This window comes from Microcella sp. (assembly GCF_051860105.1).
GTDB lineage: Bacteria > Actinomycetota > Actinomycetes > Actinomycetales > Microbacteriaceae > Microcella.
Map to the genome: position 1 here is coordinate 28,074 of NZ_JBHYEO010000020.1, position 11,951 is coordinate 40,024.

Here is an 11,951-nt window from a genome sequence, read left to right on the forward strand (position 1 = left end):
ACCGTCCCGCCCCTCCGCACCACCCGCTTCCCCCACCCGCACGCGAGAAGGACACCCGTGACCACCACGACGACACCGGCGAGAACGAGCAAGCCGCTCTCGACGCTGCTGTACCGGCACCGCTGGATGCGGCTGGTCGGCCTGCTGAGCCTGCCGCTCACCTGGCTCATCGGCCTGTACATCGTGTCGCTCGCCCTGCTTCTCGTCACGGCCTTCTGGTACATCGACGCCTTCACGTCGAAAGTGATCCCCGGCTTCACGCTCGACAACTTCGTGCTCGTGTTCAGCGAGCCCGCCTACATCTCGACCTCACTGCGCACCCTGGGTGTCGCACTCGCCGTCACCGTGCTGAGCGCCGTATTCGCCGTGCCGCTCGGCATCTTCATGGCCAAGCTCGCGTCGCCGTGGATGCGTGCGGTGCTCGCCGTCGCCATCACGCTTCCGCTGTGGGCCGGGTACCTCGTGAAGATCCTCGCCATGCGGATCACCTTCACGGAGGAGGGCTTCTTCAACTGGCTGATGGCACCGTTCGGCATCACCGGACCTGGCTTCAGCCTCGTGACCGTCGTGCTCACGCTCACCTACCTCTGGTTCCCCTACATGGCGTTGCCCGTCTATACCGCCATCCGGCAGATCCCCGTCAACCTCTTCGACGCCTCGGCCGATCTCGGCGCCCACGGCTTCACCACGATCCGCACGGTCGTGCTGCCTCTGCTCTGGCCCGCGCTCATCGCCGGCAGCGTCTTCACGTTCTCGCTCAGCCTCGGCGACTACATCGTGGCGCGCTTCGTCGGCGGTGCCAACGCGCAGATGATCGGCAGCATCATCGCCTCGAACATCAACCTGAACCCGCCCGTCGCCGCAGCGTTCTCGGTCATCCCGATCGCCTTCGTCGTCATCTACCTGCTGGTCACTCGGCGCACCGGCGCCCTCGAGAGGATGTGACGCGCCCATGCTGAGACTCACCCGCGGAACCAAGGTCGCCTTCGGCATCGTCGTCGCCATCGTGCTGCTATTCATGTACGTGCCGCTGTTCCTCGTCATCATCAACTCGTTCAACGTCGCGCCCATCGCGAGCTGGCCGATCACGGGCTTCACCGCCGATTGGTGGGTGCGCGCCTTCCAGAACGAGGCGCTGTGGACCGCCGTGCGCAACTCGGCCATCGTCGCCGCGGGGGCGATGGTGATCGCGCTCGTGCTCGGCACGCTCGCGGCCTTCGCCCTGCAGCGCTACGACTTCTTCGGAAAGCACACCGTCAACCTGCTGATCGTGCTCCCGATCGCCCTGCCCGGAGTCGTCACGGGTGTCGCGTTCAGCAACTCGTTCAACAACGTGCTCGAGCCCGTCGGTATCCAGGTCGGCTACTTCGGCATGATCATCGCCCACGCGACCTTCTGCATCGTCATGGTGTTCAACAACGTGTTCGCCCGCCTGCGGCGCATGAACCCGAGCATGCAGGAAGCCTCGATGGATCTCGGGGCGAGCTTGTGGCAGACGTTCCGCCTCGTCACCTTCCCGCAGTTCCGCACGGCGTTCGTCGCCGGCGGCCTGCTCGCCTTCGCACTGAGCTTCGACGAGATCGTCGTCACGATCTTCACCGCCCCGGCCGGCGTCGAGACCCTGCCGCTGTGGATGTTCAACCAGATGGCCCGCCCGAACGAGGCGACCCAGGTCAACGTGATCGCGACCGTGCTCATCCTCCTGTCGTTCATCCCGGTCTATGTCTCCCAGCGCCTCACGCGCGCTGAGGAGGAGGAGCGCTAGGGGGGTAGCGCTTCTCTGCGGAGCCCGGCACTGCCGCGCGCTCCGCTCCGCGCGGGTGCATCCTTCGGGTGGGTGCGCCCGCGCGCGATTTCGTCAGCGGCGGTCAGGGTCGGCGCAGCAGCGTTCCGAGGCCCCGCAGCGGCCGGCGGTTCGCGAAGGCGACCACGGCATCCACGACCGCCCACGACATCTTCCCCTGCGACATCTGGGCGAGACCGCGCAGCGGCAGCTCGTCGATGCTGCGCTCGATGAGAGCGAGCGACGCGGGGTCGGCGCGATCCTCCGCGCTGACCGGGGCCATGCGCATGACGGCGCCTCGCAGCGCCCGGCCGACGAGCGTGCCGCCGATGTCGCCGAGCGTCGATTCGCGCGTGAACGGCCGGGCCGGTGCCGGGGCCGGGATGGCGCGGCCCAGGCGCCGCGCCCACTGCTCATCGCTCGCCGCGATCGGAGCCGTCGACGGCGGCTCTGCCGAGTCGGATGCCGTGCCGAGCACCTCGATCGCCACCACGGCCTCGATCGTCTCGCTCGAGCGCGCCACCTCGAGGTCGACGGCGCCGCGGGGCAGCGCCCAGTCGTGCGCGCGCACATCCCAGAAGCGCAGCGCGTCGGCGTCCACCTCGATCTCGACCGAGCGGGTCTCGCCGGCCTCGAGGGTCGCGCGGGCGAACCCGACGAGCTCGCGGCGCGGCCGCAGCACGACCCCGGATCGGTCGTGGACGTAGACCTGCACGAGCTCGCGGCGGGGCCGATCGCCCGTGTTCGTCACGTCGACCGAGACCGTGAGCGTGCCGCCCGCCGCGAGCGTCGCGACGCTCGCGCGCGCCGCCCCCCACGCGCTCGACCCGTAGCCGAGGCCGTGCCCGAACGCGAAGGCGGGTGCCACGCCAGCGGTGGTGGCGTGCCGGTAGCCGACGAACAGCCCCTCGCGGTAGTGCACCTGCGCCTCATCGCCGGGGAAGAACGGGTCGGCGGCCACGTCGTTCTGGGTGGCCGGCCAGGTCTCGGCGAGTCGGCCGGCGGGCTCGACGATGCCGAGCAGCGCGTCGGCCAGTGCGCCGCCGCTCGCCTGCCCGCCGAGGTAGCTCAGCAGGATCGCGGCGACATCGTCGCGCCACGGCAGGAGCACCGGTGCGCCGACGCTGAGGGCGACGACCGTGCGCGGGTTCGCCGCAGCGACCGCCGCGACGAGCGCGTCGTGCTGCGCCGGCAGGGCGAGCGTGTCGCGGTCGAATCCCTCGCTCTCGGCGATGCCGGGCAGCCCGATCATCACGATCGCCACCTCCGCCCCGCGCGCGACCGCGACGGCCTCGTCGACGAGCAGGGGGGCGAGCGCCGAGCGCACGGGCTCGTAGCCGGGCGCGTAGTCGACCACCACCCCCGCGGCCTCGAGCGCCTCTCGCGCGGTCGTCAGGCGCGTCGGCGTCACGAGCGAGCTGCCGCTGCCCTGGTAGCGGGGCGTCTCGGCGAACGCGCCGATGAGGGCGACGCGGGTGCCGGGCGTGAGAGGCAGAATCCCGTCGTTCGTGAGCACGACCGAGCTCGCCGCCGCCGCGCGGCGCGCGAGCGCATCGTGCGGGTCGAGCAGCTCGGCCATCGTCGGGGCGGCGCCGGCACGGGCATCCCGCGCCTGCACGGCGAGGTCGGCCACGCGCTGCGCCGAGCGGGCGACGTGCGCGGGGTCGAGCGAGCCCTCGACCAGGGCGGCCCGCATCGCCGGTTCGGTGCCGGCGCCGCCGGGCATCTCGAGATCCATGCCCGCGGTGATCGCGGCGGGCCGGTCGGCTGTCGCACCCCAGTCGCTCACGACAACACCGTCGAAGCCCCAGCGCTCGCGCAACGTCTCGGTCAGCAGCCAGCGCGCATCGGTCGCGTGGTCGCCGTTGATGCGGTTGTAGGCGGCCATGACCATGCGCGGCGCGCTCGCGCGCACGGCGATCTCGAAGCCGCGCAGGTAGAGCTCGTGCAGCGTGCGCTCGTCGACGATCGCGTCGATCACGAAGCGGCGGTGCTCTTGATTGTTGACGGCGAAGTGCTTGAGGCACGCCCCGACGCCCGCGGTCTGGATGCCCCGCACGGCGCTCGCCGCCAGCAGCCCGCTCAGCAGCGGGTCTTCGCTCGAGTACTCGAAGTTGCGGCCGCACAACGGGTGCCGCTTGATGTTCATGCCGGGGCCGAGCACGACGTCGACGCCCAGCGCACGGGCCTCGCGGCCCACGGCCTCGCCCACCTCCTGCACGAGATGCTCGTCCCAGCTGCTCGCGAGCGTCGCCGCGGGCGGGAAGCAGGTGGCGGCGACGCTGCTCGCCAGCCCCAGGTGGTCGGTCGCCTCGAGCTGAGCGCGAAGCCCGTGCGGCCCGTCGGCCATCATCGCGGCCGGGATGCCGTGCTCAGGCAGGGCGCGCGTGCGCCAGAAGTCGGCTCCCGAGAGCAGCGAGAGCTGCTCGTCGGTGCTGAGCGAGGTCGCGTCGATGCGGTGCGTCACGACCTCGACACTAAGTCGTCTCGGCCGGGCGGCGCACGCGTCGTACGCTGAGAGCGGCGCAACGGAGCGCCGCGAGAGGAATCCCGTGACGACCACCTCGACCCCGCCGGCCGCCGACGGCGCACCGACCGACGTGACGCCGCCCGCAGCAGCGATGCCTGCCGAGCGCGTGCGCATCCAGGGCCCGCTCCGCAGCCTGCTCCTCTGGTTCGTGCCGGGCACGCTCGGCATCTTCATCCTGTGGGGCGCGATCCCCACCGTGCTGCTGCCGCTGCAGGTCGAGCAGCTCGACCCGGCGAACAAGGTCGCCAACCTCGCGATCGTGACGACGATCGGCGCACTCGCGGCGATGATCGCGCAACCCGTCGCCGGCACGATCAGCGACCGCACGCGCAGCCGGTTCGGCAACCGCGCGCCCTACATCGTGGGCGGCGCCCTGATCGGCGGTCTTGCGCTCGTCGCACTCGGACTGTCGAGCAGCATCCTGATGGTCGCCCTGTGCTGGACCCTCGTGCAGGTCTCGTTCAACGTCGTGCAAGGCCCCTACTCGGCGATGCTGCCCGACCGGGTGCCCGAGTCGGTGCGCGGCACCTTCGCGGCCGTCATCGGGGCGATGACGATGGTCGGCTCGCTCGGCGGCGTCATCCTCGCCTCGCTCCTCGCCGGCAGCATCCCGGGGGCGTATCTCGTGCTCGCCGGGGTCTCGATCGTGCTGCTGACCCTGTTCGCCGTATTCACAGGGCCCCGCGACAATCGTGAGGAGCCGCGCCCGGCGTTCCGGCTGCGCGACTTCCTGCTGACGTTCTGGGTCAACCCGATCGCGCACCCCGACTTCTTCTGGGCCTTCACCGGGCGACTGCTGCTCTACACGGGCTACTTCCTCGTGGTCGCCTACCAGCTGTACCTGCTGCAGGACTACATCGGGCTCGGCGATCAGGCGGTCGTGCTGCTGCCTCTCGTCTCCGCTGCCGCGCTGCCGACGCTCGTGCTCGCCGTCGCGATCTCAGGCCCCTGGAGCGACCGCGTCGGCCGCCGCAAGCCCTTCGTCGTCGCGTCGTCGCTCATCGTCGGCCTCGCCCAGGTGGTGCCGTGGGTGTGGCCGACGTTCGAGGGCATGATCGTCTTCGCTCTGCTCGCCGGTCTCGGCTTCGGCGCCTTCCAGGCGGTCGACACGGCTCTCGTCTCGCAAGTGCTGCCCGACTCGCACGCCCACGCGAAAGACCTCGGGGTCGTCAACATCGCGGCGACGCTGCCGCAGACGGTCGCCCCGGCCATCGCCGGCACGGTCGTGCTCGCCTTCGGCTTCGCCGGGCTGTTCCCGGCGGCCATCCTGCTCAGCGTGCTCGGGGCTCTCGCGGTGCTGCCGATCCGCTCGGTGCGCTGAGGCCCGACCCGAGCTCACCGTCGAGCCAGTCGACCGAGGTGATGAGCGGCCCGGCGTGCGCGGGTCGGGTCACCGAGCTAATGCGTACCTCGTCCCAGGCGTTCCCCTCGTGCTCGCTGTCGTGCCCGACCGGCCGGAGCCGTCGGTGATCGTGCAGTGACATGCGGTGTCCCTCTCTAGATATCGAGGTCGATGCTCGAGTTCCAGGGGCCGGCGGGCGTGCCGGCCTCGAATGACACGCTCCCGTGCCGAACCATCACATGGGTCGCCTCGGTGATGAGCACGTCGTACTGATCACCTCGACCGCCATCGATGTGCACGAACGCGCCGCCCTGGTCGATGGCAGACATGATCTCCGCGATCAAGGTGGGCAGGTCAGCGTCGTCGGCGAGCGCGATGCGCTCGTTGTTGATCATCAGCAGTGCGGCGGTCATGGCAGAAGCCTTCCTTCGCGGTTCACGGTACGGTCGGCACCGTGTTCGCCGACAGGCCTTGCTATTCGTCGTCCGTGCGGCTACGGAGCGTCGTTGTCTCGTGGTTCAGTCGACTGACGACGGCGGTGGGTCGTCCGCGAGGTGGACGCCTCCTGTCGCTGACGAGAGAATCAGCGCTTCGATCCACTCCCTGTTGATCTGGGGAGGCCGCGAGCCGGAGTAGGTGATGTGCAGCGGCACGCCGTTGTCGAGCCACAGCGCGTGCCGACCACTTCCGCTGCTGGCCGGAAGCGCCCACGTCAGGAAGAAGTTCTCGCCGCGGCGGAGCTTCGTGCTGATGACGATCTGCACGTGCGCGAGCATCCGATCATCGAAATCGAACTCTTCATTGTGGTACCTCAGAATCCCCATTACCGCCCCTCCCGCGACACCGCTGCTCGGCCCCGGAGAATCCTTCCGGCTCGTCGGTGGTCGACCCATCACTGTGGCATGACCCCCGTTCGGGGGGCAACAGCGGGCCGGGGTCTTGACCTCGCTCACTCGCTCGGGTAGTGCACGTACCACCTGCCGAGGCGCCTGGCAAGGGGTGGGACAGGTGGTCAGCCGTGTGGTTGTCTCGTCCGGGCCCTGAATCGCGGGGCCAGCACCACTGAATCGACTGGGAGGTCGACATGGGCATCATCGGATGGATCATCCTCGGACTGATCGCAGGAGCCATCGCCAAGGCGATCCTGCCCGGCAACCAGGGTGGCGGCTGGGTCATCACCCTCGTGCTCGGCGTCGTGGGCGCCCTGCTCGGCGGCTTCATCGGCAGCCAGCTCTTCGGGGTGGGTCTCGAAGGCTTCTTCGACATCACCACGTGGCTGCTCGCGATCGGCGGCGCCATCATCGTGCTGCTGATCTACGGTCTCGTGACGCGCGGGTCGCGCGCCGCGCGCTAGCACGACCCGAACGCCACGACGGGCCGGTCTCCCTGCGGAGACCGGCCCGTCGTCGTGCATCGGGCGCTACTCCTCGCCCGCGATGTGCTCGGGGTCGCTCGTGTCGATGAGTCCGATCGCGACGCCCGGGTGGATCAGGAGGTCTGCGGTCTTCAGCTGGCCACGCCCGTGGTTGACGCGCAGCCACCCGGCCGCGCCGGTCGCCAGGATCGCCTCGATCTCGACCTTCAGCTCGCTCGAGTTACGCGGAACGATGTACTCCTCGCCGTCGTAGTGGATGGTGGTGCGCATCACGAATCCTCCTTGGCCGTGCTGGCGGGTGGCGTCGGTTCGGGCACCAGGTACAACCCCGAGGGAGTGTTGGCGAGCAGCATGAGCTCGTCGATCCACTCGCGGTTGATCGCCGGCGGGCGGCTGCCGAAGAACTTGAACGAGATCGGGATGGTGGGATGCATCCAGATGACGCTGCGCCCATTGCCGATCGAGGCGTCGTCCTTCCAGCTGAAGTAGAAGGCTTCGTTGCGGCGCAGCTTGGCGCCCATGACCATCTGCAGGTGAGCCAGCGTGCGATCGTCGAAGTCGGCCGACAGCGTCGAATCGTAGGTGAGTGTGCCCATCGTTCCCCCTCTCGCGGCCGATGGCGAGTGAGCGACCGCGCCTCGAAGTATGGCACCTGGTGAGGTCCCGACGCCCGGGGCGACCGTGATCGCATCGCCCCTGTGACTCCCTGCGCCCGCTCGGTAGGCTCACCGCATGACCTGGCGCATGCCCGCGGAGACCGCTCCGCACGACCGCATCTGGATGGCCTTTCCGCGTGAAGGCGAGGTCATGGGCGACAGCTCGGCCGCGCGCGAGGCGACCTACGCGGCGTGGACGAGCGTGGCCCACGCGATCCTGCCGTTCGAGCCCGTGACCATGGTCGTCGACCCGAGCGAGCTGACGCGCGCGCGCCAGCTGTTGAGTGCCGAGATCGACATCGTCGAGGCCCCCCTCGACGACTTCTGGATGCGCGACATCGGCCCGACCTTCGTCATCGACGACGAGACGGGCGAGCTCGGCGGCATCGACTGGGTCTTCAACGCCTGGGGCGATCAGGGCGGCGCCTTCGCCCGTGACGCGCTCATCGCAGCGTTCGTGCTCGAGCAGGCGGGCGTGCAGCGCGTGCCGAGCCTGCTCGTGAACGAGGGTGGCGCCATCCACGTCGACGGCGAGGGCACCGTCATGGTGACCGAGACGGTGCAGCTCGACCCGGGCCGCAACCGCTACGCCACGAAGGAGCGGGTCGAGGCCGAGATCGCCCGCACCCTGGGCACGACGCACACCATCTGGCTGCCGCGCGGGCTCACGCGCGACTACGAGCCGCTCGGCACACGCGGCCACGTCGACATGATCGCGACCTTCGCCGCGCCCGGCACGGTGCTCGTGCACGAGCAGCCCGACGCTTCGCACCCCGACCACGCAGTGATGCGCGAGGTGCGCGCGGTTCTCGAACAGGCGACGGATGCCGCGGGTCGCACCCTGCAGCTCATCGACCTGCCCGCGCCGAGCCAATTGACCGACGACGAGGGCTTCGTCGACTGGAACTACGTCAACCACCTCACCGTCAACGGCGGCGTCATCGCGTGCGGCTACGACGACCCGGTGGCGGATGCTCGTGCCCGCGACCTGCTGGGCGCCGCGTACCCCGGCCGTGAGGTCGTGACGGTCGACGCCCGTGAGATCCTCGCGCGCGGCGGAGGGATCCACTGCATCACGCAGCAGCAGCCGCGCGTCGGCGGCTCCGCGCGATGAGCAAAGCGACTCGCCGCATCGCCGTGGTCGAGACGAGCATCCCGACCCTCGCCGCGGCGCTCGCCGCCGGCGAGATCACGGCGGTCGAGCTCGCGCAGGGCTACCTCGACCGCATCGCGGCCTACGACCGTGAGCCGGCGAGCGATGGCTCGCGGCCCGCGCTCAATGCCGTGATCGTCGACAACCCGGCGGCGCTCGACGAGGCGCGGGCGAGTGACGAACGGCGAGCATCCGGCGCCGCGCTCGGCCCGCTCGACGGAATCCCGTACCTCGCGAAGGACAGCTACATGGTGCGCGGCCTGACGGTCGCGAGCGGGTCGCCCGCCTTCGCCGACCTCGTCGCGCAACGCGACGCCTTCACGATCGAGCGGCTGCGCGAGGCTGGCGCTATCTGCTTGGGGCTCACCAACATGCCGCCCATGGCCAACGGCGGCATGCAGCGCGGGCTCTACGGCCGCGCCGAGAGCCCCTACAACCCCGCGTACCTGACGGCACCGTTCGGCTCGGGCTCGTCGAACGGCTCGGGCACGGGGCTCGCGGCTTCGTTCGCGGCGTTCGCGCTCGCCGAGGAGACGTGGTCGAGCGGCCGCGGCCCCGCGAGCAACAACGGCCTGTGCTGCTACACCCCGAGCTGGGGCGTCATCTCGGTGCGCGGCAACTGGCCGCTCGTGCCGACGATGGACGTCGTGGTTCCCTACACGCGCACGATGGCCGAGCTGCTGCTCGTGCTCGACGCGGTCGTGGCCGACGATGGCGAGACCCGTGGAGACTTCTGGCGCGTGCAGCCGTGGGTGAGCATCCCGCCGTCATCGTCCTTGCGACCGGAGTCGTACCCCGCGCTCGCCGACCCGGCCGCCCTGCGCGGCATGCGCCTCGGAGTGCCGCGAATGTACATCGGCGACAGCGAGAACGACGACCCGATCGAGACCCGGCCGACCGTCATCGCCCAGTGGCAGAGGGCGCGCGCCGACCTCGAGGCGGCCGGCGCGACCGTGATCGAGGTCGACTTCCCGGTCGTCACGAATTACGAATCGCGCGGGCGGGCGGATGACCGCTCGATGGTCGCTCGCGGGCTGGTTCCGCCGCACTTCGCCGACCACGAGCTCTACGAGCTCAGCATGTGGGGCTGGGACGAGTTCTTGCAGGCCAACGGCGACCCCGCACTGCACCGGCTCGCCGACGTGGATCCTGACCTGATCTTCCCGACGCCGCCCGGCTCGCTGCCCGGCCGCTACGACGACCACCTCAGCCGCTTCGCGCCCGAGGATGTTCCGCTCGAGGACTACGTGCACCGCGCTCGCGCGACGGGCGTGCCCGCGCTCGAGAGCATCCCCGACATCGCCAAGGGCGTGCGCGGCCTGGAGGAGACGCGGCGCATCGACCTCGAGCAGTGGATGGACGAGCTCGGCCTCGACGCCGTCGTCTTCCCGGCCGTCGCCGACGTCGGCCCCGCTGACGCTGACGTGAACCCCGCGAGCGCCGAGCTGGCGTGGCGCAACGGCACGTGGGTGGCGAATGGCAACCTCGTGCCGCGGCATCTGGGCATCCCGTGCGTGCAGGTGCCGATGGGGCTCATGGCCGACATCGGCATGCCGATCGGCCTGACCTTCGCGGGCCGCGCCTACGACGACAGCCGCCTGCTCGCGTTCGCGGCGGCCTTCGAAGCCTCGGCCGTGCGGCCCGGGTCCGCTCTCGGCGGCACCCGCGTGCCGCCCCCGCACACCCCGGAGCTGTGATGACCGAGAACACTCGCGACATCGACGAGGGGGTCGTCACCGACTTCTCGACCCGCATGAGCTACGGCTCGTACCTTGCCCTCGATGAGCTGCTGCAGCTGCAGCGCCCGATCAGCGAGCCCGAGCACCACGACGAGCTGCTGTTCATCATCCAGCACCAGACGAGCGAGCTCTGGATGAAGCTGCTGCTGCACGAGGCCCGCTCGGCCCGGCAGTGCCTCATCGACGACGACCTCGGCGGCGCCCTCAAGCGCATCGCGCGCATCAAGCACATTCAAGAGGCGCTCATCCAGCAGTGGAGCGTGCTCGCGACCCTCACGCCCACCGAGTACGCCGAGTTCCGCGGGTTCCTCGCGAACTCCTCCGGCTTCCAGTCGCACCAGTACCGCGCGATCGAGTTCATCCTCGGCAACAAGCACGCCGGCATGCTCGCCGTCTTCGAGAGCGACCCCGAGGCGCACGCCGTGCTCGACGGGCTGCTGCACGAGCCGAGCCTGTACGACGAGTTCTTGCGGCACCTGGCGCGGCAGGGCATCCCGATTCCGGCGAGCGTGCTCGAGCGCGACGTGACCAAGGCGCACGTCTTCACGCCCGAGCTCGTGCCGGTCTTCGTCGCGATCTACGAGGGTGCGCACGACGCCGACGCGTCGACCTGGCGCGTCTACGAGGCCTGCGAAGAGCTCGTCGACCTGGAGGACAACTTCCAGCTCTGGCGATTCCGCCACCTGCGCACCGTGCGTCGCACGATCGGCTTCAAGCGCGGCACCGGCGGCTCGGCGGGCGTCGACTTCCTGCAGCGCGCGCTCGACCTCACGTTCTTCCCCGAGCTGTACGCGGTGCGCACCGAGATCGGGCAACCGTGACCCCGAAGGCGATGGATGCTCCTCCCGCGGTCTTCCGCGTCGCCGACCTGTGGCGCGGCACGTGGATGGGCCCGAGTCTCGTGCGCCGGGGCGGGTCGACCCTGCACTACGTCGGGCCGGCGGACGCGGGTGCCGAGGGGATCCCGTTGCCGGGCGTGCTGCTGCCCGGCTTCACCGACCACCACGTGCACCTGCAGCTGCACCCCGCCGATGCGCTCGAGCCGCTCGCGGCGGGCGGCTTCTCGCGCGTCATCGACCTCGGGGGCGACCCCGATGTGCTCGCGGTGCTCGCCGAGCCCGATCCTTTCGCCGCGGCGCTCGAGTTCGCCGGCGCTTTCCTGACCGCGCCGGGCGGCTACCCGAGCGACCGGGCCTGGGCGCCCGCGGGCTCGTGGCGCGCGGTCTCGTCGGCCGATGATGCCGAGCTCGCGGTGGCGGAGCAGGTGGCGGCAGGAGCATCCCGCATCAAGATCGCCCTCAACGCCGACGCGGGCCCGGTGTGGGACGACGCGCTGCTCGCCGAGGTCGTCGCCGAGATTCGCGCGGCCGGCC

Annotated in this window: 12 protein-coding genes and 1 pseudogene; 8 read left to right on the forward strand and 5 right to left on the reverse strand. The window is 70.4% G+C overall.

The window, feature by feature from the left end; translation table 11 throughout:
• Nucleotides 1-57 precede the first annotated feature (57 nt).
• Both ACTIE9_RS10700 and ACTIE9_RS10705 read left to right on the forward strand, forming a co-directional pair.
• Nucleotides 58-945, forward strand: a complete 888-nt coding sequence (locus ACTIE9_RS10700; RefSeq protein WP_439565561.1) for an ABC transporter permease — start codon at nt 58-60, stop codon at nt 943-945.
• Nucleotides 946-952: 7 nt separating this feature from the next.
• On the forward strand, nt 953-1,765 hold the full coding sequence (locus tag ACTIE9_RS10705) for an ABC transporter permease (RefSeq protein WP_439565562.1): 813 nt from the start codon (nt 953-955) through the stop codon (nt 1,763-1,765).
• 103 nt (nt 1,766-1,868) lie between these two features.
• Here ACTIE9_RS10705 and ACTIE9_RS10710 read toward each other — a convergent pair whose 3' ends face one another.
• Nucleotides 1,869-4,250 carry a glycoside hydrolase family 3 C-terminal domain-containing protein gene (locus ACTIE9_RS10710; RefSeq protein WP_439565563.1) on the reverse strand — a complete coding sequence of 794 codons (2,382 nt, stop codon included), beginning with the start codon at nt 4,248-4,250 and terminating at the stop codon, nt 1,869-1,871.
• 85 nt (nt 4,251-4,335) lie between these two features.
• Between ACTIE9_RS10710 and ACTIE9_RS10715 the strand changes: the two genes are divergently transcribed.
• Entirely contained in the window at nt 4,336-5,634 is a 1,299-nt protein-coding gene (locus tag ACTIE9_RS10715) for an MFS transporter (protein WP_439565564.1), read from the forward strand.
• Nucleotides 5,635-5,810: 176 nt separating this feature from the next.
• Here ACTIE9_RS10715 and ACTIE9_RS10720 read toward each other — a convergent pair whose 3' ends face one another.
• Entirely contained in the window at nt 5,811-6,068 is a 258-nt protein-coding gene (locus ACTIE9_RS10720; protein ID WP_439565565.1) for a hypothetical protein, read from the reverse strand.
• A 105-nt stretch (nt 6,069-6,173) separates the two neighbouring features.
• On the reverse strand, nt 6,174-6,479 hold the full coding sequence (locus tag ACTIE9_RS10725) for a DUF7882 family protein (RefSeq protein WP_439565566.1): 306 nt from the start codon (nt 6,477-6,479) through the stop codon (nt 6,174-6,176).
• Nucleotides 6,480-6,739: 260 nt separating this feature from the next.
• Between ACTIE9_RS10725 and ACTIE9_RS10730 the strand changes: the two genes are divergently transcribed.
• Complete coding sequence (locus ACTIE9_RS10730) at nt 6,740-7,009, forward strand: GlsB/YeaQ/YmgE family stress response membrane protein (protein ID WP_439565567.1); 270 nt, start codon at nt 6,740-6,742, stop codon at nt 7,007-7,009.
• Between the two features lie 66 nt (nt 7,010-7,075).
• On the opposite strand, the gene ACTIE9_RS10735 is transcribed toward ACTIE9_RS10730, so the two are convergent.
• Nucleotides 7,076-7,303 (reverse strand): hypothetical protein, encoded by a 228-nt coding sequence (locus ACTIE9_RS10735; protein ID WP_439565568.1) that lies wholly within the window; start codon nt 7,301-7,303, stop codon nt 7,076-7,078.
• Entirely contained in the window at nt 7,300-7,626 is a 327-nt protein-coding gene (locus ACTIE9_RS10740) for a DUF7882 family protein (protein ID WP_439565569.1), read from the reverse strand. Before ACTIE9_RS10740 ends, ACTIE9_RS10735 begins: the two co-directional genes overlap by 4 nt.
• A gap of 136 nt (nt 7,627-7,762) precedes the next feature.
• On the opposite strand from ACTIE9_RS10740, the gene ACTIE9_RS10745 reads away from it, so the two are divergent.
• From ACTIE9_RS10745 to ACTIE9_RS10760, 4 genes and pseudogenes are all read left to right on the forward strand, one after another.
• On the forward strand, nt 7,763-8,800 hold the full coding sequence (locus ACTIE9_RS10745; RefSeq protein WP_439565570.1) for an agmatine deiminase family protein: 1,038 nt from the start codon (nt 7,763-7,765) through the stop codon (nt 8,798-8,800).
• Nucleotides 8,797-10,536 (forward strand): amidase, encoded by a 1,740-nt coding sequence (locus ACTIE9_RS10750; protein WP_439565571.1) that lies wholly within the window; start codon nt 8,797-8,799, stop codon nt 10,534-10,536. The genes ACTIE9_RS10745 and ACTIE9_RS10750 overlap by 4 nt, the downstream gene beginning before the upstream one ends.
• The gene (locus ACTIE9_RS10755) at nt 10,536-11,399 is read left to right on the forward strand and encodes a tryptophan 2,3-dioxygenase (RefSeq protein WP_439565572.1); all 864 of its coding nucleotides are present in this window, start codon (nt 10,536-10,538) and stop codon (nt 11,397-11,399) included. The genes ACTIE9_RS10750 and ACTIE9_RS10755 overlap by 1 nt, the downstream gene beginning before the upstream one ends.
• Nucleotides 11,396-11,951, forward strand: a pseudogene (locus ACTIE9_RS10760) (amidohydrolase family protein); the annotation flags it as partial. The gene ACTIE9_RS10755 and the pseudogene ACTIE9_RS10760, both read left to right, overlap by 4 nt.